This is a genomic window from Stenotrophomonas sp. 14P6.2.3, assembly GCF_057799055.1.
The window spans coordinates 25,408-49,714 of the sequence record NZ_JBYOLA010000027.1; the positions used below are offsets into that span (position 1 = coordinate 25,408).

A 24,307-nucleotide genomic window follows, 5' to 3' on the forward strand; every position below is an offset into this window, starting at 1 on the left:
TTCTCCAGCCGGGCGGGCCAAGGCCGCTCAGATCGCGGCCAACACCGAAAGACCACCCACCAGCACGGTCACCAGGCTGCCGGGATCCTTGACCGCGAACACGACGGGGTCATCGTGCATCTGCCCACGATGGGCCAGCAGCCAGGTGCGGCAGATCCAGTAAAGCAGCACTGGGCACAGCAGCCACAGGAACAGTGGGTGCCCGTACAGGTTCTGGCTTTCCGGTGCGTTGATGTACAGGCACAGCACCAGCACCGAGGCCAGGCCCGAAGCGGTGCCCAGGTTCTGCACCAGGCCAAGGTCCTCGACGTGGTAGCCGCGCCCGCTGGGCTTCTGCTTGCCACTGGCCAGGGTGAGGCGCAGCTCGGTGTAGCGCTTGAGCATGGCCAGACTGAGGAAGATGAACATCGAGAATGTCAGCAGCCAGAACGACAGGGTGACGTCGATCGCTGCCGCACCACCGACGATGCGGATGGTATAGAGCGCAGCCAGCATCACCACATCGATCATCACCACCTGCTTCAGCCGCAACGAATAGGCCAGAGTGAGGCAGAAGTAGATGCCCAGCACCAGCAGGAACGACGGCGCCACCACCGCAGCCAATGCGAAGCCGGCCAGGGTGAGCACCGGCGTGGCCAGCAGTCCAGAGCGCAGGTCCAACCTGCCACAGGCGAAGGGGCGCTTGCGCTTGCGCGGGTGCTGGCGGTCCGAATCAAGATCAAGCAGATCATTGAACAGATACACGCCGGACGCACACAGCCCGAACGCCAGGAACGCCATTGCCGCCTCGAGCGAGGTCTCCAGTTCAAGAAAGCGGTGGCTGGCCAGTAGCGGCACGAACACCAGCAGGTTCTTCAACCACTGGTGGATGCGCATTGCCTTGAGCCACGCCCGCAGGCCGCCTCCTTCGCGGGGCCAGTGTGCGGCGAGCTGCGAGCAGCCGGCCGCCGCACGCGCCACGCCTGCGCTGGCATTGACCACCCAGGCCGAATGGGCGTGTTTCCAGATCGCAAGATCGACCCGGGCGTTGCCCATGTAGTCGAAGCCGCGCTCACCAAACTGCTTGACCAGCAGTTCGGCCTTGCGATGGCCAGCCAGATTGGTTTGCCCGTCACTGCAGAACACGTCATCGAACACGCCAAGGTGGCGCGCGATCGGCTCCACCAGCGCCGCGTCGGATGCTGTGCACAGTACCCGCCTGCGATTGCTGCTGGCCTGCAGCAACTCCACTACGCGCGGGTCGTAGGGAAGCAGTGCCGGATCGCCGGCGCCGTAAACGGCCAGTTGATGCTTGAGGTGTGCTTTGCCGCGCAACAACCAGACCGGCAGCAGGAACAGCATCCACGGCCGTCGTGCAAGCATCCGCAGGAAGGTCTCGTAAAGCAGGTCGCTGAGCAGCAGGGTGCCGTCCAGGTCAATACACAAAGGCCTTGTCTGGCCGGCACCGGATGCGCTCACCGATCAGGCCCCCGCGCGGCCGTATTGATCTTCGAACCTCACGATGTCGTCCTCACCCAGATAGCTGCCCGACTGGACTTCGATCAGTTCCAACGGCAGCTTGCCCGGATTCTTCAGGCGATGGGTCACGCCCAGCGGGATGTAGGTGCTCTGGTTCTCGGACAACAGGATGACCTCGTCGCCGCGGGTAACCTCGGCCGTGCCGCTGACCACGATCCAGTGCTCGGCACGGTGATGGTGCATCTGCAGGCTCAGGGTCGCGCCCGGTTTGACGGTGATGCGCTTGACCTGGAACCGCGCACCATTGTCGATGGAGTCATACGCGCCCCATGGACGGTAGACCTTGCGGTGCGCGGCGGCTTCGCTGCGCCCATCGCGCTTGATCTGACCAACGATTTCCTTGACGTCCTGTACGCGGTCCTTGTGGCCGACAAACACGGCGTCATCGGTTTCCACCACGACCACGTCCTGAAGGCCGACCATCGCGATCAGTCGATTGCCATAGGCATAGCTGTCCTTGCAGTCCAGCGCGATCACGTCGCCGTGGCAGGCATTGCCGTCGGAATCCTTGTCGGATACCTCCCACAGTGCGGACCACGAGCCCACGTCGTTCCAGCCGGCATCCAGCGGAACCACCGCGGCATCGGCGGTCTTTTCCATCACCGCATAGTCGATCGAGTCGTTCGGGCTGGCGGCGAAGGCTTCCGCATCCAGGCGGATGAAGTCGTTGTCACGGGCGGCCTTGTCGAGTGCGGCGCGGCAGGCCGCAAGGATCGCAGGCTGCAGGGTCTCCAGCTCTTTCAGGTAACGCGAGGCCTTGAACAGGAACATGCCGCTGTTCCAGTAGTACTCGCCGGAGGCGACGTACTTCTCGGCAGTGGCCTGATCGGGCTTCTCCACGAACCGGTCGACCGCGCGTACGCCTTCGCCGGTGGCGGCCTTGATATAGCCATAGCCGGTTTCCGGAGCGGTCGGCACGATGCCGAAGGTCACCAGCTTGCCGGCTTCGGCGGCTACTGCGGCCTGCTTCACGGCCGCATGGAAGGCCGCTTCGTTACGCACGACATGGTCGGAGGGCAACACCAGCAGCAATGCATCATTGCCACCGGCCAGCGCCTGCAGGGCCGCGATGGCGATGGCCGGAGCGGTATTGCGGCCCACGGGCTCCAGGATCAACGCCTGCGGCAGGACCTTGCACTCGCGAAGCTGCTCGGCAGCCATGAAACGATGTTCCTGGTTGGCGACCACGATCGGCGCGGCACCAGCAATGGAAGCGACGCGCTTCCAGGTGGCCTGCAGCATCGTGTCATCGCCGACCAGCGGCAGGAACTGCTTGGGGTATGCCTCGCGCGACAGCGGCCACAGACGTGTGCCGGAGCCGCCGGAAAGAATGACGGGAACGATGGGAGTCATGATGCGTCCTTTACTCAGTGATTTGCCGGCGTGCCGCCGATCAAGTCGGTCAGTTCACGGATGCGGTCCTGCAACAGGGCCTCATTGCAGCGCGTTTCGATGTTCAGGCGCAACAGCGGCTCGGTGTTGGAGCTGCGCAGGTTGAAGCGCCATTCCGCGAAATCCGCGCTGACCCCGTCGGTACGATCCAGCACCGGGTGCTGCGGTTCGAAATGGGCCAGTACGCGTGCCACGGTCGCCTTGGCATCCTCGACGCGGAAGTTGATTTCACCGCTGCAGGGATACGCCTTCATGCGGTCGGCGACCAGTTCGCCCAGCGACTTTCCGCTGCTCGACACCAGCTGTGCGATCAGCAGCCAGGGGATCATGCCCGAATCGCAGTAGGCGAACTCGCGGAAGTAGTGGTGTGCGCTCATCTCGCCGCCATAGATGGCATCTTCGGCGCGCATGCGCTCCTTGATGAAAGCATGTCCGGTCTTGCTCATCACCGGCACGCCGCCGGCCTGCTCGACCATCTCCACGGTGTTCCAGGTCAGGCGCGGGTCGTGGATGATCTTGCCGCCGGGCTGGCGGGCGAGCAGTGCCGTGGCCAGCAGGCCGACCAGGTAATAGCCTTCGATGAAATTGCCGTCGGCGTCGAAGAAGAAGCAACGGTCGAAATCACCATCCCAGGCGATGCCGAAGTCCGCACCGTTGGCGCGCACCGCGTCACGGGTAGCTGCGCGGTTCTCCGGCAGCAGCGGATTGGGAATGCCGTTCGGGAAGCTGCCATCGGGCTCATGCTGGATGCGGATGAACTCGAAGGGCAGGTGCGGGGCCAGCTCGTCGATGATCATGCCGGCACCACCGTTGCCCGGATTGGTGACGATCTTCAGCGGCTTCAACGCGGTTACATCGACATAACCCAGCAGGTGCTGGATATAGGCGGTCTTGTCGGTATCGCTGGAGACGGTTCCCTTGCCGTCGCCCAACGGGGCGTCGGAAGCAGCAAAATCGCGGATATCGAACAGGCCGGTGTCGCCGCTGATCGGCTTGGCGCTGTCGCGCACCAGCTTCATCCCGTTGTAATCCATTGGATTGTGGCTGGCCGTTACCATGATCCCGCCCGCCGCCTTGCGGTGGAACGTCTGGAAATACACTTCCTCGGTGCCACACATGCCGATGTCGATGACTTCGCGCCCGCTGGCGGTCAAGCCTTCAATGGCTGCCTGCAACAGGGCCGGGCTGCTCAGCCGGATGTCGTGCCCCACAACCACCGGTCCCGGGCCGAGCAGTCCTGCCGTACCAGCGCCAATGCGCCGGGCAAGGCGCTCATCCAGCTCATCCGGGACGCGGCCGCGGATGTCGTAGGCCTTGAAACACGGAAGCGTCATCAATGCAGTCCTTACACGGGTTGACCCCGGATTATAACGACAGGCGCTGCATGGACGGGTGATCCGGCGCCGCGTCCCTGCGAGCCTCAATACGATCAGGGATGCCATGTAACCCTTTGATTACATGGCATCTCCGAGCTTGGTTCAGGCCAGCGCCTTTTCCAGCTCCGGAAGGATCGTGAACAGATCCCCGACCAGGCCGATATCGGCAATCTCGAAGATCGGCGCGTCGCCATCCTTGTTGATCGCCACGATCGTGCCGGCATCCTTGATGCCGGTCAGGTGCTGGATCGCACCGCTGATGCCGACGGCCACGTACAGCTCCGGCGAAATGATCTTGCCGGTCTGGCCGACCTGCAGATCGCTGGGCACGTAGCCGGCATCGACCGCGGCGCGCGAGGCACCGACGGCGGCACCGAGCTTGTCGGCCAGCTGGAAGATGACCTTGAAGTTCTCTTCCGAACCGACGCCACGGCCACCGGAGACCACGCGCTTGGCGCTCTGCAGGTCCGGGCGGTCGCTGGCGCCGGCGGCCAGGCCGACGAAACGGGTGTGGCTCGGCAGGGCCGCATCGACGCTGGCGGCTTCAACCGAGGCACTGCCACCCTGGGCGGCTTCCGGCCACGACGCGGCACGCACGGTGGCGACCACGATCTGGTCGGCCGGCGCTTCGACGGTGATGATCGCGTTACCGGCGTAGATCGGGCGCTTGAAGGTGTGGCTGCCTTCGACGGCCATCAGGTCCGAAACCTGGTTGACGCCGAGCAGGGCGGCCACGCACGGCATCAGGTCCTTGCCGAAGGTGGTCGACGGGCCGAACACGTGCGTGTAGCCCTTGGCCAGCTGCGCGATCTGCGGGGCCAGTACCTGGGCCAACGCCTGTGCGTTGGCAGCGTTGGCCACGGTCAGGACCTTGGCGACGCCTGCGATCTTCGCCGCTTCAGCAGCAACGGCGTTCGGGTCGGCAGCCAGCACCAGCACATCGATGCTGGCGCCGGAAATGGCGGCCGCAGCGCTGACGGTCTTGGCGGTGGCGGCGTTGAGCTTGCCGTCGTGGTGCTCGGCGATGACGAGAATCCTGCTCATTACAGCAACCCCTTCTGCTTGAGTGCGGCGACCAGTTCGGCCGCGTCCTTGACCATCACACCCTTGCTGCGCTTGGACGGCGCGGCGTACTGGGTGGTCTTGAAGGTATCGGCGGCTTCAACACCGAGGTCGGCCAGCTGCAGGGTCTCCAGCGGCTTCGCCTTGGCCTTCATGATGTCGGGCAGCTTGATGAAGCGCGGCTCGTTCAGGCGCAGGTCGGTGGTGACCACGGCGGGCAGATCGACTTCCAGCGTTTCAAGGCCAGCATCGACTTCACGGGTCACCGTGGCCTTGCCGTCGGCGATCTCGAGCTTGCTGGCGAAGGTCGCCTGCGGACGGCCCCAGAGGGTGGCCAGCATCTGGCCGGTCTGGTTGGCGTCGTCGTCAATGGCCTGCTTGCCCAGGATCACCAGATCCGGCTGTTCCTTCTCGATCAGCTTGAGCAGGGTGCGGGCGGCGGTCAGCGGCTGGATGGCCTGGTCGGTGACCACGTGGATGGCACGGTTGGCACCCATGGCCAGGCCGTTGCGCAGATGCGCCTGGGCGTCGGCCGGCGCGATGGTGGCAACCACGACTTCGCTGGCGATGCCCTTGTCGCGCAGGCGCAACGCTTCTTCCAGGGCGATTTCATCGAAGGGATTGGGAGACAGCTTGACGCCGTCGGTGACCACGCCGGAACCGTCCGGCTTGACCTGAATGCGGACGTTGTAGTCCACCACGCGCTTGTACGCGACGAGGATTTTCATCTGGTACGAGATCCTTGTAGTGCCGGTCGCTGGCCGGCTCACAGTTGCTGGAGAACGTCCGGCTCTGCGACAGCAACCGGTTCGGGGGTGGGACCCCGATTCTAACTGGCCGAAGGCGACCATGCGAATGCGTATGGTTTTGCTGCGGCGCCGCATTCCAAGGGGATCCCTGCGCGCTGTTCACGGCCGGGAAGCAGTGCTGAACGAGCGCCCGATGTATCCTTTCAGGTTGCCGGAGTGCCCAGCGCCGAGGTGCATATTGAACAGGAGAACCAGGTAGTGCCCACATGGCTTGTCACCGGCGGCGCCGGATTCATTGGCGGTAACTTCGTTCTCGAGGCTGCCGCCCGCGGCGTCAAGGTCGTCAATCTCGATGCGCTGACCTACGCCGGCAACCTGAAGACCCTGTCCAGCCTGGACGGCAATCCCAACCACGTGTTCGTGCATGGTGACATCGGCGACAGCGCGCTGGTTGCCCGCCTGCTGGCCGAGTACCAGCCGGACGCGGTGCTGAACTTCGCTGCTGAAAGCCACGTTGACCGCTCCATCGATGGCCCCGGCGCGTTCATCCAGACCAATGTCGTCGGCACCCTCGGCCTGCTCGAGGCGGTACGCGATTACTGGAAGGCGATGCCGGCTGAACAGGGCGCAGCCTTCCGCTTCCTGCATGTCTCGACCGACGAGGTGTACGGCACCCTGGGCGAGACCGGCAAGTTCAGCGAAACCACCCCGTACGCCCCCAATTCGCCGTACTCGGCATCCAAGGCAGCCTCGGACCACCTGGTGCGTGCGTTCCACCACACCTACGGGTTGCCGGTGCTGACCACCAACTGCTCCAACAACTACGGCCCCTATCACTTCCCCGAGAAGCTGATCCCACTGGTGATCGCCAAGGCGCTGGCCGGCGAGCCGCTGCCGGTGTACGGCGACGGCAAGCAGGTGCGTGACTGGCTGTTCGTGTCCGACCACTGCGAAGCGATCCGTACCGTGCTGGCCAAGGGCCGGGTCGGCGAGACCTACAACGTCGGCGGCAACTCGGAAAAGCAGAACATCGAAGTGGTGCAGGCAATCTGTGCGCTGCTGGACCAGCGCCGCCCGCGTGCGGATGGCCAGCCGCGCAGCAGCCAGATCACTTACGTCACCGACCGCCCGGGCCATGACCGCCGCTATGCGATCGACGCCTCCAAGCTGAAGAACGACCTGGGCTGGGAACCGGCCTACACCTTTGAACAGGGAATCGGCTTCACCGTTGACTGGTACCTGGACAACCAGGAATGGGTGAACGGCGTGCTCGACGGCAGCTATCGCCTGCAGCGCATCGGCACCACGGCCTGAACCAAGGACACGACATGACCCAACGCAAGGGCATCATCCTCGCCGGCGGTTCCGGCACCCGGCTGTATCCGATCACCAAAGGCGTCAGCAAGCAGCTGCTGCCGGTGTACGACAAGCCGATGATCTACTACCCGCTGAGCGTGCTGATGCTGGCGGGCATCCGTGAAGTGCTGATCATCAACACCCCGCACGAACAGGTGTTGTTCCAGCAGTTGCTGGGTGACGGTTCGCAGTGGGGCATGGATATCCAGTACGCCGTGCAGCCCAGTCCCGATGGACTGGCGCAGGCCTATCTGATCGGCAAGGACTTCGTCGGCGGCAAGCCGAGCTGCCTGGTGCTGGGTGACAACATCTTCCACGGCCATGGGCTGAGCGAAATGCTGCGGCGGGCTGATACCCGCGATCACGGGGCGACGGTGTTCGGTTACTGGGTGAACGATCCGGGACGTTATGGCGTGGCCGAATTCGATACGTCCGGCAAGGTGCTCGATCTGGTCGAAAAGCCCGAGAATCCGCGTTCGAACCATGCGGTGACCGGCCTGTATTTCTATGACGGCAGGGCCAGCGACTACGCCGCCGAGCTCAAGCCGTCACCGCGTGGCGAGCTGGAGATCACCGATCTCAACAAGCGCTACCTTGCCGAAGGCAACCTGCACCTGGAAGCGCTGGGTCGTGGCTACGCCTGGCTCGACACCGGCACCCACCAGTCGCTGCTGGAAGCATCCAACTTCATCGAGACCATCCAGACCCGGCAGGGCCTGCAGATCTGCTGCCCGGAGGAAATCGCCTTCGGTCAGCGGTGGATCAGCGCAGAGCAGCTGGAAGCACTGGCTGCGCCGCTGATCAAGAATGGCTATGGCCAATACCTGCACAAGCTCGCTCTACGTGGAGTCGTTCCGTGAAAGTGATTCAAACCAGGCTGCCCGGTTGCGTGGTGATCGAGCCGGCAGTGTTCGGAGACGAGCGCGGCTTCTTCTTCGAGGGCTGGAACGCTGCTCGATTTGGTGGGTTGGGGCTGCCGGATCGTTTCGTGCAGAGCAATGTTTCCTCGTCCAGCAAGGGCGTGCTGCGGGGGCTGCATTACCAGTGGCCGCGACCGCAGGGCAAGCTGGTCAGCGTGCTGGAAGGCGAGGTCTATGACGTAGCCGTGGATATCCGCCGCGGTTCGCCGACCTTTGGCCAGTGGGAGGCGGTGGTCCTGAGTGCGCAGAACAAACGACAGTTCTGGATTCCGGAAGGATTCGCGCACGGCTTTGCCGTGCTGTCCGATACGGCGTTGTTCCACTATCTGTGCACCGATGTCTACGTGAAGGAAGTGGACGCCGGCGTACGCTGGAACGATGCCGACATCGCCGTGGACTGGCCGCTCAGCGCCCCGACGCTGTCAGCCAAGGACGAGAACGCACCGTTCCTGAAGGACATCACCGAAGATCGCCTGCCGGTGTACATGCCATGAGCATGCTGGTGTTCGGTGGCAACGGCCAGCTCGGTCAGGAACTGCTGCGCGCGCTGGCCCCGCTGGGCCCGTTGATTGCGACGACCCGTAGCGGCCAGCTTCCCGATGGCAGCGCCTGCGAAGTGGCTGACTTCAGCCAGCCCGACAGCCTGCCAGCATTGCTTGATCGCCTGCAGCCGTCGGTCGTGGTCAATGCGGCCGCGTACACCGCTGTCGATCGCGCAGAGCAGGACGTGGAGGCCGCGTTCGCGGCCAACGCGCAGGCTCCCGGCGTGATCGCGCGCTGGTGTGCGGCGCATGGCGTGCCTTTCGTGCATTACTCCACCGACTACGTGTTCGATGGCCAGGGTAGTGTGCCTTACCGCGAAGACGAGCCGACCGCGCCGCTGGGCGTGTATGGCACCAGCAAGCGCGATGGGGAGGATGCCGTGCGCGCTGCCGGTGGCCGCCACCTGATTTTCCGCACTGCGTGGGTATATGCCTCGCATGGTGCGAACTTCCTGCGCACGATGCTGCGCGTGGGTGCCGAACGCGATCAGCTGCGGGTGGTGGTCGACCAGATCGGTACGCCGACCCCTGCGGCGTTGATCGCCGATGTCACCGCACAAGCGCTGCAGCATCCGGGATCGTTGTCCGGTACCTGGCATCTGACGGCCGATGGGCAGACCAGTTGGCACGGGTTTGCCGAAGCGATCTTCGCCGAAGCGCTGGCTACCGGCGTGTTGGCGAAGGTGCCGGCCGTCGAGGCGATTCCCAGCTCCGAGTATCCGACGCCGGCTCAGCGCCCGGCATGGTCGGTACTGGACAACCGCAAGCTGCAGCAGGATTTCGGCATCGCGCTGCCGACGTGGCAGGACGGCCTGAAGCGGGTAATGGCGGAGATTGCGCCAGCCTGAAGAATTTCAGCCCTGTCTGCCTGCATTGCCGGGATTGCAACTCAGGATCTGCGCAGTACCCTGCGCGACTTCTGCGGGGCTCCCGGCAGCGGCGCCAGCAGCGCCTCCAGGTCTGCTGCATCGAAGCGCGGACCTGCACCACCAGCACCCTCCAGGATTGCATCGGCCAGCTCGGCCTTGCGCTGCTGCAGCTCGGCGATGCGTTCTTCGACGCTGCCTGCGGCGATCAGCTTGTAGACGAACACGGGCTGATCCTGGCCGATGCGATGGGCACGGTCGGTGGCCTGGTTCTCGGCGGCCGGATTCCACCATGGATCGAAGTGGATGACGGTGTCGGCGGCGGTCAGATTCAAGCCCACGCCGCCGGCCTTCAGGCTGATCAGGAACACGGGGACCTCGCCGTCCATGAAGCGCTGCACCGGTGTGACCCGGTTCTGGGTGTCGCCGGTCAGGGTCACGTAGGCCAGGCCCAGTGCATCCAATGCCTGCGCAATCAGGGCCAGCATGCCGGTGAACTGCGAGAACAGCAGGATGCGACGTCCTTCTTCGACCATGGACGGCAGCATCTCGCGCAGCAGGTCCAGCTTGGCCGAGCCGGCAGTGCGCGCGGGTGCATGGCCCGGCAGCAGACGCGGATCGCAGCAGACCTGGCGCAGCTTCAGCAACGCGTCCAGCACCACGATGTGGTTGCGTGCCAGCCCGCTGCCGTTGATTGCTTCGCGTACCTGTTTTTCCATTGCCGCACGCACGGTTTCGTACAGTTCGCGCTGGCCGCCTTCCATCGCCACGGTTCGGGTGATGACCGTCTTCGGCGGAAGTTCGGAGGCGACCTGGTCCTTGCGTCGGCGCAGGATGAAAGGACGCATGCGCTGGGCCAGCAGCTGTGCGCGCCGGCGGTCGCTGCCGCGCTCGATGGGGTGGCGCCAGTGCTGGTTGAACTGCTTTTCGCTGCCGAGCAGCCCGGGCAGCAGGAAGTCGAACTGCGTCCACAGCTCGCCCAGGTGGTTTTCCAGCGGGGTGCCGGTCAGGCACAGTCGATGACGGGACTGCAGCGTGCGCAGCGTGGCCGCTGCACGCGATCTGGGGTTCTTCACCTGCTGTGCCTCGTCCAGGATCAGCAGGTGATAGGAATGCGCCTGCAGCGCCTGTTCGTCGCGCCAGAGCAGGGGATAGGTGGTCAGTATCAGATCATGTGCGGCAATGGCATCGAACTGCGTGTCACGCGCGGGCCCGTGCAGGGCCAGTACGCGCAGATCCGGGGTGAAGCGCGCAGCTTCACTCTGCCAGTTGTGCAGCAGTGACGTCGGCATGACCACCAGCGCCGGTTTGTCCAGGCGGCCGCTCTGTTTTTCAACCAGGAGATGGGCCAGGGTCTGCAGTGTCTTGCCCAGGCCCATGTCATCGGCCAGCACGCCGCCCAAGCCCTGCTGACGCAGGTACTGCAGCCAGGACAGGCCCTCAAGCTGGTAGCTGCGCAGCGTCGCGCGCAAGCCCGGCGGTGCCGGGACAGCGGTCATCGCCGGTGCGTCCAGCAGGCGCTGCACGCGTGCGCGGGTATCGTTGCTGCTGTGCAGTCGCAGCTGCGCGGCGTCCTGCAGTGCCTGCAGGCGTCCGCGGTCGTGCACCTGCAGGCGCAGCGGTTGCCCGTGGTCGCCGAACAGATCCGCCAGCAGCGCGATCACCGGTTTCAGACGCCCCGCGCGCAGTGCCAGGCGTTCATTGCCCGCCGTCGTCAGCAGTACGTTCTCGTCATCGCCGATCGCGTCCAGCTGACCGCGCAGCCAGCGCGGATCGGACTGCAGTACGCCCTGCAACAGCGGAACCAGTGCAACGCTGCGGCCATCGACGTCGATGGTCAGGGCCAGGTCGAACGCAGCGCTGTCGGTGGACATCGACCGCACATCCAGGTCGATCTCCTCCACCCGGGTGATGCGATGGCGGAAGGCATCGTCAGTCTCGATCTTCCAGCCCAGCGCTTCCAACCGCAGCACATCCTCCAGCAGGAAGCGGGTCCAGTCGAAACTGCGCAGCTCGAACAACGGGCCACCGCCGTCCAGCACGATGCGCGGTTGCCGCTCGCGGTGCAGGTGGACGCTGTGCAATTCAGCTTCACGCCGTGCCTCCCCGGCCAGGTCACGCGGCAGCAGGTAGAGCTGGCCCTCGGCGCCATGCACGAACAGCGACGGGTCGTCGAGAAAACGCACGTGTTCGCCGTACTCGAAAGCGACGGTGGCAACGTCGAGCCACTGCGAGGCATCGCGTTCGGTGAGCCAGGCGGGACGGTATTCCATGCTGTGCAGATGGAGGATCGGCGTCATCGCCTGGGTCTGCAGGGTGGGCAGCGTTGGCTTGGCGGCCGGGCGCAGCAGGCCCGGCGTGCCCTCCAGGGAGGTTTCCAGCGCGGCCAGCAGCACGGCGGCGACATGCTCGCAGTGTCCGCCCGCCGGACAGGTGCAGCGACTCTGCAGGGGGCTGTGCGGCGTGCGGGCGCTGGCATCCAGGTCGATCGACACCTGCCAGCCCTCGAGCTGGGCGGTCAGCAGCGGTGACTGGTAGCGCAGTTCACGCACTGCCGAAACGAGGTGGTTGCCCTTTCCCAGTGTCCCGGCATCCAGCCAGCGGGACAGTTCCCCTCCGGTGAATACTACGGCCATGCGTCGTCCTGTCCTCTCCATCTGCAGCACGCGTTGCCAAGGGCACCGCAAGCGGGGAAGCGGACATTCTACGGATTGAGGGCCCGGCATGCTGGTTCATGCTGCGGCGCATCCCAGCCGGCAACGGGTGTACCGCTAGAATGGCGGCATTCTCACCGGGTAGGGCAGTAGAGATGCAGCAATCGACTTCCAGCGGCACGCGCAGCAAGCGTTTCGCCTCTGCGGCGGATGCCCTGCAGGGCGTGGTCGCTGATGGCCAGGTTCTGGCCGTGGGTGGCTTCGGCCTGTGCGGTATTCCTGAAGCACTGATCGCCGCACTGCGCGACAGTGGGGCCAAGGGCCTGACCGTGATCTCCAACAACGCCGGCGTGGATGGCTTCGGGCTGGGCCAGCTGCTGGAAACCCGGCAGATCAGGAAGATGATTTCGTCCTACGTGGGCGAGAACAAGGAGTTCGAACGGCAGTTCCTGGCCGGCGAGCTGGAGCTGGAATTCAATCCGCAGGGCACCCTGGCCGAACGCCTGCGTGCCGGTGGTGCGGGTATCCCGGCCTTCTTCACCGCTACCGGCTATGGCACGGTGGTGGCCGAAGGCAAGGAAACCCGTGAGTTCGACGGCAAGCACTACGTGATGGAAACCGCGCTGCGCGCCGACGTGGCACTGGTCAAGGCCTGGAAGGCTGACGAGGCCGGCAACCTGGTGTTCCGCAAGACCGCGCGCAATTTCAACCCGGCCTGTGCGATGGCTGGCAAGGTCTGCATCGTGGAAGTGGAGGAGGTGGTGGCGGTCGGCAGCATCGACCCGGACCAGGTGCATCTGCCGGGTATCTACGTGCACCGCATCGTGCACAACCCCACTCCCGAAAAACGTATCGAACAGCGCACCATCCGTGCGGAGGGCAACTGAGATGGCATGGACCCGCGACGAGATGGCGGCGCGCGCTGCCCGTGAACTGACCGATGGCGCCTACGTGAACCTGGGCATCGGCCTGCCGACGCTGGTGGCCAATCACATTCCCGACGGCGTGGATGTGTGGCTGCAATCGGAAAACGGCCTGCTGGGCATCGGCCCGTTCCCGACCGAGGATGAGGTCGATGCAGACCTGATCAATGCCGGCAAGCAGACCGTCACCGCACGTGCGGGGGCCAGCTATTTCGGCAGCCATGACAGCTTCGCGATGATCCGCGGTGGTCACGTCAACCTGGCCATCCTTGGCGCGATGCAGGTCACCGACCAGGGTGACCTGGCCAACTGGATGGTGCCCGGCAAGATGGTCAAGGGCATGGGCGGGGCGATGGATCTGGTGGCCGGCGTACAACGGGTGGTGGTGCTGATGGAGCACACCGCCAAGAACGGTGAACACAAGATCCTGCCCGAGTGCACGCTGCCGCTGACCGGCGTGGGCGTGGTCGATCGCATCATCACCGACCTGGCGGTATTCGACGTGACCGATGACGGTCTGGTGCTGGTGGAAGCCGCGCCCGGAGTTGGCGATGGCGAGTTGAAGGAAAAGACGGGCGTGGCCTTCAAGCGCGCCTGATTGATCCGCGACAGGAGGTGTGCGGTCCCTCCTGTCGGTCAGCTGCGTCGGGCGTAGGCGTATTCGCTGCCGTGGGCGTCGGGCTCGCCGACGCATGCGGCCGCTGTCGCTACACGTAGTCCGGCGTGTTCACAGCATGTACCGAACACGCGTTCGATGGCATGGGCGAGCGTTCCATCTATCTGGCCGTGCTCAGCCTCGAAGTTGCTTCGGTAGAGGTGTGCGTCCAGCAGCGGGCGCAGGGCCCGCAGCCGCCACCAGCCCATGCTGCCGGCACCGAACTGGCTGCCGTCTGCTGCAGCGTGCAGGCCGACCCGCGCCTGGAGCCGTTGCAGTGCCGGACCATTGCCACCAACGTACTCGGCAACCGGCAGCAGGTGGCCCTCGGCGACGACCATGCCCAAGCTGGGATCGGCCTGGAACGCAGCGTGGATGCGTGCGGCTCGCCCGCCCTGTACCAGGCGCTGCAGCAGTTCCTGCCGCCACTGATCGCCATCGGACCGATGGCTGGAACGTTTCGTATGCAGCTTCAGGATCACATCGTGCTGGTCCTGCAGCAGTTCAGCCACTTCAAGGAACGGCAGGATGTCCCGGCCATGGTTTTCCACAGCCATGACCTCGCCCTGCAGGCCGTGTGCGGCAAGTGCCTGATGCACTGCGTCCACGTGCTGCGCCGGAGTAGTCACCACGATCCGCCAGGGCAGCGCTGCATCGTGTAGTGCAGACAGGACTTCCGGCAGCGTCTCCAGGTACCAGGCATGGAGATGCACCGCCGGATGCTGGACTGGTGCAGCGGCCGGTGACAGCGCATCACGGGTGGCCTGCAGCCATGCATGACCCAGCCTCGCATCCGGTTCCAGCACTGCACCTTCGGCCCATTCGTTCCAGGCGTTGATGAATACCATGCGCTTGTTCGTGGGCGCGGCAGCAAGGCGTTTCTCGATCGTGCTGCGCAGCCAATCACGATAGCCTCTGGGCGATGCATGCAGGTACACCCGGCCGCGCCCCGAACGGCGAGCCTCGTTGTCCCAGCCCGGATTCACGCCGGGGTAGAGCGGATAGTCCGGCAGCGGACGTGCGCTGATCTCGGCAGCCAGTTCACGCCAGTCGCGCACGTCGCCATTGAAATCGGGATTGAGCAGCCACTGCCGCGCCGACAGCGAGGAAGGGTTGCTCATGTTCGGAGGGAATTCGACGGCAGCGTCGAATCCGATGTCACGAGGGTCTGGCCGTTCAAATCCTTGAACGTAGACCAGGTGGATCTCGCCCACGCCATTGTCGCGACACCAGCGGCGCCAACGGTCGGCGGTGGCACGTGCATCGGGCAGCAGATGGGGTCGGTAGACCAGCAGCATCGGCAGGCCATCGACCTTCAACGCGCGCCGGTCGCGCAGATACGGCGCGATGTGGGCGATGAAGGACAGATCGTCTTCGGCGCTGTGCTGCTGGCCGATCAGGATGTCATCGTCGCGCCCGTCCCAGCGCCGCGCCCAGTTCTCGTTGGCCCAGCACAGGCAGAACGGCAGGTCGATGCTGTCGTCGTCCAGCCATTGGCGCAGCGGGTCTTCCATCAGCGTGCGACCGCTGAACCAGTAGTAGTAGAAGCAGAACGCGCCGATGCCATACTCCGCAGCCAAACGCGCCTGGTCACGCATCACCTGCGGATTGCGCAGGTCGTAGAAGCCCAGGTCGGCAGGCAGGCGTGGCTGCACATGGCCTTCGAACTGCGGCAGGGCGCGGGTGACATTGCGCCATTCCGTAAAGCCCTTGCCCCACCAGGCATCGTTCTGCGGGAAGGTGTGGAACTGCGGCAGGTAGAACGCCACCAGGGTGGCGGGCAGTGGCGAGGGCAGAATGCCTTCGCGCCAGGGGACGTGGCCGATCGCTGGTTCGTCGGCGCGCCACCGCAATTGGGCATTGGCGCGCGGTCCGCCGGCGTCCTGCTGTCCTTTCGGCGGTGGCGGCACCCAGTCGCCATAGCCGGCCAGAAAGCGGGTGCGCAGGCGATCACGCTGCCCCTGTGACAGCGGCAGCGCCCGAAATGCCGCGCGCAGCAGCGGGAACAGTACCCGGCGCAGGTTGATGCCGGTCATCTCACGTGCTCGTTCAGGAGGGCGCGTGAGCAGGGTTTGGCAACGTAGATGTCGGTCATTTCTCCATTTTCAGCGTTGGCGGCCGTCGGGGCAAACATCACCGTGCTAGCGTTGACCAATGCTGTTCCCCCATGACCTGCCAGACGCTGACGTCCGCCACCTGACCGGGTGGCTGCCCGCCGCTGAAGCCGACGCCCTGCAGCAGGCATTGGCACAGGAAATTCCTTGGGAAACCCACCGCATCCGCATGTTCGGCAACTGGGTGGATTCACCACGGTTGAGCTGCTGGATCGGCGATCCGCAGGCGCGCTACCGCTATTCAGGCGCCGAGTTCGTGCCCCATCCGTGGCCGCTTGTGCTGGGGGTATTGCGCGACCGGCTGCAAGCGCAGGGCGTGGGTCGATTCAACAGCGTGCTGCTCAACCGCTATCGCGGCGGTACCAACTACATGGGCTGGCACAGCGATGACGAGCCGGAGCTGGGGCCGGCGCCGCTGATTGCTTCGTTGAGCCTCGGAGCGGCGCGACGGTTCCTGCTGCGCCGGCGTGACGATCCTGCGCGCAAGGCCGAGTACCTGCTCGGCCACGGCGATCTGCTGTTGATGGCCGGGCAGACCCAGCGCCACTACCAGCACGCGCTGCCGAAGATGGCGCGGATACAGGGTGAACGCATCAACCTGACGTTCCGGTGGATCACGCCGCGCTGAGGGCTGCCGCCGGGCATGGCCCGGCGCTACCGGAACCGCGCGGGGTAGCGCCGGGCCATGCCCGGCGAGTGCAGCGGTGGCCAATCAGCGCTTCAGCGTCTGCTTGTCGTTCTGCCCGCTGGTCAGCGTCCAGCCCACCACGTCCTGCGCTACCTGCTGCAGTCCACGCTCGAAGGCGGCGGCCACCGCCGACACATCAGTGCTGCCTACCGGCTGCAGCTGACGGAAGGTGCGGTCGGCGACCACGCGCTGGTTGGTCACATCGATCAGCTTGGCGTTGATCTCGATGACGACCGTTGGCGTTGCCTGGCCCTGGTAGTCCGATTCGAAGCGACGGATGTCGGTCGACAGCTTGTAGTCGGCGCGGATGCCGGCGGCGACGCGGGCCACGCCGTGGATGCGGCCGGAATCCTCGAAACCACGCAGCAGGGTGTCTTCGATCATGTCGGTGGCCGGCTGCGCCCAGCTGGCACCCTTGTAGATCTCCAGCTCCGACGGCGTCGGCCGCACGTTGATGCGCGGGCTGTCGACCATGCGCGCAGCGCTGGGCTTGGCCAGCACCAGTTGCCAGTCGGCCTGCGGCCAGCTGGGGTCGACCTTGACCTGCACGGCGGGGGAATACAGGGTGACGGGATTCTTGTCGCCGCTGCCGAGGATCGAGCAGCCACCCAGCAGGGTGGCCAGCGACGCGGCCAGCAACAGGCGCGGAAGGGTGGTCGGGCTCATTTGGGTTCGAACTCCTTCGGGGCGTCGCGGCCGAGCAGGTAGCGCGCGGGGTTGTTCTCAAGACGGTCGCTGACCCGGCGCAGGTCCCGGATCAGGCCACGCAGTTCACCCAGCGTCGGGCCGAGCTGGCCCAGACCATCATTGGCGAAGCTGTTGATGGCCGCGCGGTTCTCGCCAAGGATCGAATCGGCATTGCCGGCGGCCGAATCCAGCTTGGCCAGGGTGGCGTCGAGCTTGTCGATGATGCCCGGCAGCTGCTGCACCAGGTTCTTGTCCAGGCGCTCGATGGTGCCGTTGGTGGTCTTCAGGGTGGCGTCCAGGCTGCGCGCGGCATCGCGCGCGCTGAGCAGCAGCGACTGCGTGCCCTGGTCGCGGTCGGCCAGGCCGCCACTGATCGTTTCCAGATTGGCCAACGTGGCGTTGATCGAGGCGACGTTGCGGTCGCTGAGGATCTGGTCCATGCGCTCGACGATGCGGTTGGCCACGTCGGTGATGTTCTGCAGCGCTGACGGCGTGGTCGGGATGATCGGCGCCGGATCCTTGTTGACCGTGGTCAGCGCCGGCGACTGCGGCGTGCCGCCGCTGAGCTGGATGATCGACGGGCCGGTCAGGCTGGTGATCGCCAGCTTGGCGCGGGTATCGGTCTTGACCGGGGTTGTCGAGTTCAGGCGGATGCGCGCGACCACCTGGCGCGGATCGTCCGGCACCAGGTTCAGTTCGGTGATCGAGCCCACCGCGATGCCGTTGTACTGCACCGGGCTGCCGACCGACAGGCCGGTCACCGCTTCGCGGAACACCACCCGGTATTCCTGCCAGGTGCGGTCGGAGGAGTACTTGGCGGCCCACAGGCCGAAGGCCAGCAGGGCCAGGCCGGTGATCAGGGTGAACGCGCCGATCAGCACGTAGTTGGCTTTTGTTTCCATGGCTCAGGCACTCTCGATCTGTTCGCCACGCGCGGCGCGCGCGCGGGGTCCGTGGAAGTATTCCTGGATCCACGGATGATCCAGTCTCTCGATTTCCGGCAGCGGCGCATTGGCCACCACCTTGCGATCGGCGATGACCGCCACCCGGTCGCAGATCGCATACAGCGTGTCCAGGTCGTGGGTGATCAGGAACACGGTCAGCCCCAGCGCTTCCTGCAGGGTCTTGATCAGGCGGTCGAACGCGGCCGCACCGATCGGGTCCAGCCCGGCGGTGGGTTCATCCAGGAACAGCAGCGGCGGATCCAGCGCCAATGCTCGTGCCAAGCCGGCGCGCTTGCGCATGCCGCCGGACAGCTGCGAGGGCAGCTTGTTGATCGCATCGGCGGGCAGACCGGCCAGCTTCACCTTCAGCAGGGCCAGCTCGTAGTGCCAGCGCTCGGGCAGTTCGCGGTGGTGTTCCTTCAGCGGCACCTGCACGTTTTCGCCCACGGTCAGCGACGAGAACAGGGCGCCGTCCTGGAACAGCACGCCGGTATTGCGTTCGATGTGCAGGCGGCTCTCGGCGTCGTCGGCACGCGCGTCGCGACCGAGCACTTCGATCTGCCCTTCATCCGGCACGCGCAGTCCGAGGATCGAGCGCATCAGCACCGATTTGCCGGTGCCCGAACCACCCACCACGCCAAGGATCTCGCCACGGCGCACGTCCAGGTCCAGCCCTTCGTGCACGGTCTGGCTGCCAAAGCGGTTGACCAGCCCGCGCACGCGGATGGCCAGGTCGTGGCCGGCGTCGTCCTGCATGGGCACTTCTTCGGGGATCGGATGCGTGCTCATGTCACCAGTCCATGTGCATGAACCACAACGCCGCGAAGGCGTCGATGATGATCACCAGCGAGATCGTCTGCACCACGCTGGAGGTGGTGCGCTCGCCGACCGACTGCGCTGTGCCTTCGACCTTCAGGCCTTCCAGGCAACCGATCAGGCCGATCACCAGCGCGAATACCGGCGCCTTGGACAGCCCCACCAGCATGTGCCGCACTTCCATCGTGTCGTGCATGCGCGCGATGTACATCTGCGGCGGAATATCCAGATCGAACGCGCCGACGGTGATACCGCCAGCCAGGCCGGCGACCATCGCGATGAAGGTCAGCAGCGGCAGCGTCACCAGCAGCGCGACCAGGCGCGGCAGCACCAGCAGGTCGATGGGGTCGAGCCCCAGGGTGCGCATCGCATCGATTTCCTCGCGTGCCTTCATTGCACCGATCTGCGCGGTGAAGGCACTGGCGGTGCGGCCAGCCAGCACGATCGCGGTCAGCAGCACGGCGAATTCGCGCAGGAAGGCGATGTTGACCAGTTCGACCACGAAGATCTCCGCGCCGAAATCGCGCAGGATGGTCGAGCCGAGGAAGGCGATCACTGCGCCGACCAGGTAGGACAACAGTGCCACCAGCGGCACCGCATCCAGCCCGACCTGCTCCATCTGGTGCACGGTCGCGGTCAGGCGGAAACGCCGGGGTTCCTTGACCAGGCGTGCGGCCTTGACCAGGTTCTCACCGAGGAAGCTGCACAGCGCCTTGATGTTGTGGCCCGTGGCGTGGACGCTGACGCCCAGCCGCTCCAGCGCCGCCAGCACGCCGAAGTCACGCTTCGGCTTCGGACGGTCGTCGGCCACTTCTTCGATGGTGCACACCAGCGCCTGGTGGTCCGGGCGGAACTGCAGCGCGTGTTCACCGAGATCGGCACGATGGGCGACGCGCAGCACCTGCAGCACGCCGGCCGAGTCGAGCAGCTCGATGCCGGTGGCGTCGATGCCGGTCAGCTTGTCCGGAACGCCACGCAGCACTTCGGCCGCGGCCAGCGCGGTCTTGAGGGTCCAGTGGCCGGACAGCCGGATCAGTCCCGGATCCTGAGCGTCCTGTTCGAGCTGGGGGGCGTGGGTCGGGGTCATGGGGGCCATTCGGGTCGCAGCATAACCGTTCTGAATTGCACGTCGCGTCGAACCAGGATGAATTTCTCCAGCAGAGCCTGACGTAGGTAATACTACGGCGCATGTCCGCAGACGCTCACACGATCCCCACGCCCCAGGCCACCTACGCGCAGCGCGTGGCCTTTGTTTCCGAGATCGCCGGCCGCCTGCACAGCTACGGCACAACGGCCCAGCGCCTGGAAGCGGCGGTGGTTGCATTGGCCCGGCAGCTCGATCTGGATTGTGAACCGTGGTCGAACCCCACCGGCATCATCCTCAGTTTCAGCGATCCGGCGCAGGCCATCGGCTCCAGTGACATCACCCGGGTGATCCGGCTGGCGCCCGGCGAGAACGACCTGCACAAGCTCAGCGTGGCTGACGGAATCGCCGAAGAAGTGGCCAACGGCCGCATGAGCATCGCCCAGGGTCACACCGCGCTGCGCCAGCTGGACAAGGATCCGGGCCGGCGCGGCAAGCTGCGCACCATCCTGTCCTTCACCCTCGGTGCGGCCGGCGTTGCAGGCATGTGGAAGCTGCCGTGGCTGGACATCGCCACCGCCGGTGTCATCGGCCTGCTGATCGGCCTGCTCGGCATGGTCACCGACAAGCGCCCGGCCAGCCGTGAAGCGGCCGAAGCACTGGCGGCGCTGCTGGCCGGCCTGGTCGCCACCGTGGTTGCCACCTTCGTGGGCGCGCTGAATCTCAACACGGTGATCATCGCTTCGCTGGTGGTGCTGCTGCCGGGCATGTCACTGACCAATGCGGTCAATGAACTGGCCAGCCAGCACTGGGTGTCCGGCACCGCGCGCTTTGCCGGCGCGTTGACCACGATCATGAAGCTCAGTGTCGGCGCGATGATCGCGGTGACCCTGGCCGATGTGCTGGGGCTGGACCCGATGATCCGTGCCTCGCGGCCACAGGGGCCGTGGGTCGAGTGGGGCTCGCTGCTGACGGCGGCGTTCGCCTTCGCCATGTTGTTCAAGGCCAATCGTCGCGACTATCCGTGGGTGATCGCCGCCTCGGTGGCCGGCTACGCGATCTCCAAATTTGGTGGTCATGCCTGGGGTACGCCGGCCGGCATCTTCCTGTCGGCGATGCTGCTGACCGCTGGCGGCAACCTGTTCGGGCGCGTGGTCGGCCGTCCCGGCGCGATCATCCGCCTGCCGGGCATCATCATGATGGTGCCTGGCAGCACCAGCCTGCGCGGCGTGCTGACCCTGGTCCAGCAACAGGACGTGGGCGCCGGCCAGAGTGTGTTCCTGACCGTGTTGAACGTGGTGATGGCGCTGGTCGCCGGCCTGCTGTTCGGCAACCTGCTGATGCCGGCGCGCAAGACCCTGTGATCGGGGGCGGTAGCGCCGGGCCATGCCCGGCGGATCGGGAAACCAACCGCTGCGCTCGCCGGGCATGGCCCGGCGCTACCCCAAAAAAACGCCGGCTTTCGCCGGCGTTTTTCATTGCGACCCGATCTGGCCTCAGGCCTTCTTGATCAGGAAATCTTCCGGCTTCTTGCTGCCCTTGGCGGTCAGCTCGGCCATCCAGCGCGGCTGCTTGCCACGACCGGTCCAGGTTTCCTTCGGGTTGGCCGGGTTGCGGTACTTCGGTGCAACCTTGCCCAGCTTGCGGCCGGCGGTCTTGGACGGGGCCTTGGTGGCCTTGGCGACCTTGCGCGCGCGCGGTGCGGGTTCACCACCGAACAGTTCCTCGATGGTGTAACCCTCGGTGTTGGCCAGCTTGCTCAGCTGGGCACGCACCTTGGTGATCGGGCGACGCTTGGCGACGATGGTCTGCTGCTTCTTGGCTGTGCGGATCAATGCGCCCAGCTCACGTGCCGACAGGCCGGTCAGGTCGATGCTCATCAACGATTACTCCAGAAACTAATTTAGGGACAGGGACGAGCCGGTCCGTGGCGTCGCGGGACAGAGTAATGAGGAATTAATCCCAGCACAAACAGTTGCGGTCACCGTCTGTCGGCTGGCTGGCCCGGTTGCGACCATTTTGACCGGATTATGTCCGCTGCGATTTTCCGGGGGCGGCCATCCGGCAAAGAAAGACCGGGGTATACCCCGGTCTTTTCCGATCAACCCTGCAGGCGCTGCAGCAGGGTGGCCTTGTCCAGGCTTTCCGCTTCGGCGGCGCGGCGCGAGCGGTACTCGAAGGTCCCTGCGGCCAGGCCGCGCTCGCTGACCACCACCCGGTGCGGGATGCCGATCAGTTCCATGTCGGCAAACATCGCGCCCGGGCGCAGGCCGCGGTCGTCCAGTGCGGCATCCAGACCGGCGTCGCGCAGCTCCTGCAGCAGGCCTGCGGCCGCATCGGCCACGGCAGCGTCGCCCTTCGGATTGATCACACACACCACCACCTGCCACGGCGCCATCGCGTCGGGCCAGATGATGCCGGCGTCATCGTGGTTCTGTTCGATCGCGGCGGCGACCACGCGCGAAATGCCGATGCCGTAGCAGCCCATCGTCATCACCGCAGCCTTGCCGTTCTCGTCCAGCACGGTGGCATCGAGCGCCTTCGCATAGGTGCGGCCCAGCTGGAACACGTGGCCGACTTCGATGCCGCGGGCGATTTTCAGTTCGCCGCCATCCAGCGCACGATCACCGGCACGCACGTTGCGGATATCGGCCACTTCCGGTTCGGCCAGGTCGCGGCCCCAGTTGACGCCGGCCAGGTGGAAACCGGCTTCGTTGGCACCGACGACGAAGTCGGACATCGCCGCCACTTCGCGATCGGCGACCACGCGGATTGGCTTGGCCGGCGCGACCGGACCGAGGAAGCCCGGCACGCTGCCGAGGTATTCGGCGATCTCTGCTTCGCTGGCAAAACGCTGCTCGTCCAGGCCGGCAACCTTGCCCAGCTTGATCTCATTGACCTCGTGGTCGCCACGCACCAACACCAGCACGAACTGCTGTTCCTTGCCTTCACCGGCGATCAGCGCCACCGACTTCACGGTGCGCTGCAGGTCGATGCCGAGCAGGGCGGCAACGTCTTCGCAGGTTCTCTGGATCGGGGTCTCGACCTTGCGCAGCGCTTCGCTGGCCGCAGCGCGCGCAGCCGGATCGGCGGCAATGGCCGCTTCCATGTTGGCGGCGTAGTCCGAACCGGTGGAGAACACCAGCGCGTCTTCACCGGAATCGGCGATCACGTGGAATTCCTGCGAGGCGTCACCGCCGATCGCACCGGAATCGGCCTGCACCATGCGGAAGTCCAGACCCAGGCGGGTGAAGATGCGGCTGTAGGCCACCTTCATGTTTTCGTACTCACGCACGAGGTCTTCGTCGTGCAGGTGGAACGAATAGGCGTCCTTCATCAGGAACTCGCGCGCACGCATCACGCCGAAGCGCGGGCGGATCTCGTCGCGGAACTTGGTCTGGATCTGGTAGAAGTTCACCGGCAGCTGCTTGTAGCTGGACAGTTCGCTGCGTGCGAAATCGCAGGCGGCTTCTTCGGCGGTGGGGCTGTAGCAGAAGGTCTGTTCCTTGCGGTCCTTGATCTTCAGCAGCTGCGGGCCGAACTTCTGCCAGCGACCGGTCTGCTCCCACAGTTCCTTCGGCTGGATGGTCGGAATCTGGAATTCGACGGCACCGGCACGGTCCATTTCCTCGCGGACGATGCGTTCGACCTTGCGCAGCACGCGCAGGCCCAGCGGCGACCAGGTGTACAGGCCGGACGCGAGCTTGCGGATCATGCCCGCGCGCAGCATCAGCCGGTGGCTGGTCAGCTCGGCGTCGCTGGGGGTTTCCTTGGTGGTGTGCAGGTGGAACTGGGAGAGGCGCATCGTCGGCTTCGGATTACGGCAGAGACACCTATTCTGCCAGCCCGGCCGGGGGAGGGGTATCGGCCGGGCGGCGCCCGGCACCCGCCGAATCAACGGCAACGTCAAAAGCGGGATTTCTGTGGGATGGCGGGGTGGGTCCGGTTGCGGGGGACGCCG

The 24,307-nt window shown here is 65.4% G+C and carries 21 protein-coding genes; 8 read left to right on the top strand and 13 right to left on the bottom strand.

Going from position 1 to position 24,307, the window contains the following annotated elements:
- Window positions 1–27 precede the first annotated feature (27 nt).
- The 5 genes from AC27VL_RS17015 to AC27VL_RS17035 form a co-directional block, all read right to left on the bottom strand.
- On the bottom strand, window positions 28–1,458 hold the full coding sequence (locus AC27VL_RS17015; RefSeq protein ID WP_279324091.1) for a UbiA family prenyltransferase: 1,431 nt from the start codon (window positions 1,456–1,458) through the stop codon (window positions 28–30).
- A gap of 3 nt (window positions 1,459–1,461) precedes the next feature.
- Window positions 1,462–2,871: a mannose-1-phosphate guanylyltransferase/mannose-6-phosphate isomerase gene (locus AC27VL_RS17020; protein WP_191078378.1), complete on the bottom strand. Its 1,410-nt coding sequence runs from the start codon at window positions 2,869–2,871 to the stop codon at window positions 1,462–1,464.
- Window positions 2,872–2,885: 14 nt separating this feature from the next.
- Window positions 2,886–4,244: a phosphohexomutase domain-containing protein gene (locus AC27VL_RS17025; RefSeq protein WP_488767516.1), complete on the bottom strand. Its 1,359-nt coding sequence runs from the start codon at window positions 4,242–4,244 to the stop codon at window positions 2,886–2,888.
- Between the two features lie 144 nt (window positions 4,245–4,388).
- Complete coding sequence (locus tag AC27VL_RS17030; RefSeq protein ID WP_488767518.1) at window positions 4,389–5,330, bottom strand: electron transfer flavoprotein subunit alpha/FixB family protein; 942 nt, start codon at window positions 5,328–5,330, stop codon at window positions 4,389–4,391.
- Entirely contained in the window at window positions 5,330–6,076 is a 747-nt protein-coding gene (locus tag AC27VL_RS17035) for an electron transfer flavoprotein subunit beta/FixA family protein (RefSeq protein ID WP_019660968.1), read from the bottom strand. Before AC27VL_RS17035 ends, AC27VL_RS17030 begins: the two co-directional genes overlap by 1 nt.
- A gap of 279 nt (window positions 6,077–6,355) precedes the next feature.
- Here AC27VL_RS17035 and rfbB point away from each other — a divergent pair, with 279 nt between their 5' ends.
- The 4 genes from rfbB to rfbD are packed head-to-tail and all read left to right on the top strand — an operon-like array spanning window position 6,356 to window position 9,763.
- Window positions 6,356–7,411 (top strand): dTDP-glucose 4,6-dehydratase, encoded by a 1,056-nt coding sequence (gene rfbB / locus AC27VL_RS17040; protein WP_100554688.1) that lies wholly within the window; start codon window positions 6,356–6,358, stop codon window positions 7,409–7,411.
- A 14-nt stretch (window positions 7,412–7,425) separates the two neighbouring features.
- Window positions 7,426–8,313 carry a glucose-1-phosphate thymidylyltransferase RfbA gene (gene rfbA / locus AC27VL_RS17045; RefSeq protein ID WP_100554679.1) on the top strand — a complete coding sequence of 296 codons (888 nt, stop codon included), beginning with the start codon at window positions 7,426–7,428 and terminating at the stop codon, window positions 8,311–8,313.
- Window positions 8,310–8,867, top strand: coding sequence for a dTDP-4-dehydrorhamnose 3,5-epimerase (gene rfbC / locus AC27VL_RS17050; RefSeq protein WP_100554680.1), 558 nt, complete (start codon window positions 8,310–8,312; stop codon window positions 8,865–8,867). The genes rfbA and rfbC overlap by 4 nt, the downstream gene beginning before the upstream one ends.
- Window positions 8,864–9,763, top strand: coding sequence for a dTDP-4-dehydrorhamnose reductase (gene rfbD / locus AC27VL_RS17055; RefSeq protein WP_100554681.1), 900 nt, complete (start codon window positions 8,864–8,866; stop codon window positions 9,761–9,763). Before rfbC ends, rfbD begins: the two co-directional genes overlap by 4 nt.
- 41 nt (window positions 9,764–9,804) lie before the next feature.
- On the opposite strand, the gene AC27VL_RS17060 is transcribed toward rfbD, so the two are convergent.
- Window positions 9,805–12,417, bottom strand: a complete 2,613-nt coding sequence (locus AC27VL_RS17060) for a DEAD/DEAH box helicase (protein WP_488767522.1) — start codon at window positions 12,415–12,417, stop codon at window positions 9,805–9,807.
- A 173-nt stretch (window positions 12,418–12,590) separates the two neighbouring features.
- On the opposite strand from AC27VL_RS17060, the gene AC27VL_RS17065 reads away from it, so the two are divergent.
- Both AC27VL_RS17065 and AC27VL_RS17070 read left to right on the top strand, forming a co-directional pair.
- Window positions 12,591–13,322: a CoA transferase subunit A gene (locus AC27VL_RS17065; RefSeq protein ID WP_488767524.1), complete on the top strand. Its 732-nt coding sequence runs from the start codon at window positions 12,591–12,593 to the stop codon at window positions 13,320–13,322.
- A gap of 1 nt (window position 13,323) precedes the next feature.
- On the top strand, window positions 13,324–13,956 hold the full coding sequence (locus tag AC27VL_RS17070) for a CoA transferase subunit B (RefSeq protein ID WP_488767526.1): 633 nt from the start codon (window positions 13,324–13,326) through the stop codon (window positions 13,954–13,956).
- Between the two features lie 38 nt (window positions 13,957–13,994).
- Here the strand turns inward: AC27VL_RS17070 and AC27VL_RS17075 are convergent, their stop codons facing one another.
- Window positions 13,995–16,049, bottom strand: coding sequence for a glycoside hydrolase family 99-like domain-containing protein (locus AC27VL_RS17075; protein WP_488767528.1), 2,055 nt, complete (start codon window positions 16,047–16,049; stop codon window positions 13,995–13,997).
- 118 nt (window positions 16,050–16,167) lie between these two features.
- Here AC27VL_RS17075 and AC27VL_RS17080 point away from each other — a divergent pair, with 118 nt between their 5' ends.
- Window positions 16,168–16,755 (top strand): alpha-ketoglutarate-dependent dioxygenase AlkB family protein, encoded by a 588-nt coding sequence (locus AC27VL_RS17080; RefSeq protein WP_488767530.1) that lies wholly within the window; start codon window positions 16,168–16,170, stop codon window positions 16,753–16,755.
- Between the two features lie 84 nt (window positions 16,756–16,839).
- Here the strand turns inward: AC27VL_RS17080 and AC27VL_RS17085 are convergent, their stop codons facing one another.
- Genes AC27VL_RS17085 through AC27VL_RS17100 form a run of 4 tightly spaced genes read right to left on the bottom strand, consistent with a single transcriptional unit; the run spans window position 16,840 to window position 20,358 of the window.
- Window positions 16,840–17,481 (bottom strand): ABC-type transport auxiliary lipoprotein family protein, encoded by a 642-nt coding sequence (locus AC27VL_RS17085; RefSeq protein ID WP_205405331.1) that lies wholly within the window; start codon window positions 17,479–17,481, stop codon window positions 16,840–16,842.
- Window positions 17,478–18,404, bottom strand: coding sequence for an MlaD family protein (locus AC27VL_RS17090; RefSeq protein WP_025878489.1), 927 nt, complete (start codon window positions 18,402–18,404; stop codon window positions 17,478–17,480). The genes AC27VL_RS17085 and AC27VL_RS17090 overlap by 4 nt, the downstream gene beginning before the upstream one ends.
- Window positions 18,405–18,407: 3 nt before the next feature.
- Window positions 18,408–19,235: an ABC transporter ATP-binding protein gene (locus AC27VL_RS17095; RefSeq protein WP_100551508.1), complete on the bottom strand. Its 828-nt coding sequence runs from the start codon at window positions 19,233–19,235 to the stop codon at window positions 18,408–18,410.
- Window position 19,236: 1 nt separating this feature from the next.
- Window positions 19,237–20,358, bottom strand: a complete 1,122-nt coding sequence (locus AC27VL_RS17100) for an MlaE family ABC transporter permease (protein ID WP_181393105.1) — start codon at window positions 20,356–20,358, stop codon at window positions 19,237–19,239.
- Between the two features lie 92 nt (window positions 20,359–20,450).
- Between AC27VL_RS17100 and AC27VL_RS17105 the strand changes: the two genes are divergently transcribed.
- Window positions 20,451–21,710, top strand: a complete 1,260-nt coding sequence (locus AC27VL_RS17105; protein WP_025878492.1) for a threonine/serine exporter family protein — start codon at window positions 20,451–20,453, stop codon at window positions 21,708–21,710.
- Between the two features lie 132 nt (window positions 21,711–21,842).
- Here the strand turns inward: AC27VL_RS17105 and AC27VL_RS17110 are convergent, their stop codons facing one another.
- Both AC27VL_RS17110 and AC27VL_RS17115 read right to left on the bottom strand, forming a co-directional pair.
- Window positions 21,843–22,226: an H-NS histone family protein gene (locus AC27VL_RS17110; protein WP_488767533.1), complete on the bottom strand. Its 384-nt coding sequence runs from the start codon at window positions 22,224–22,226 to the stop codon at window positions 21,843–21,845.
- 221 nt (window positions 22,227–22,447) lie between these two features.
- Window positions 22,448–24,151 (bottom strand): proline--tRNA ligase, encoded by a 1,704-nt coding sequence (locus AC27VL_RS17115; protein WP_100551510.1) that lies wholly within the window; start codon window positions 24,149–24,151, stop codon window positions 22,448–22,450.
- Window positions 24,152–24,307 lie beyond the last annotated feature (156 nt).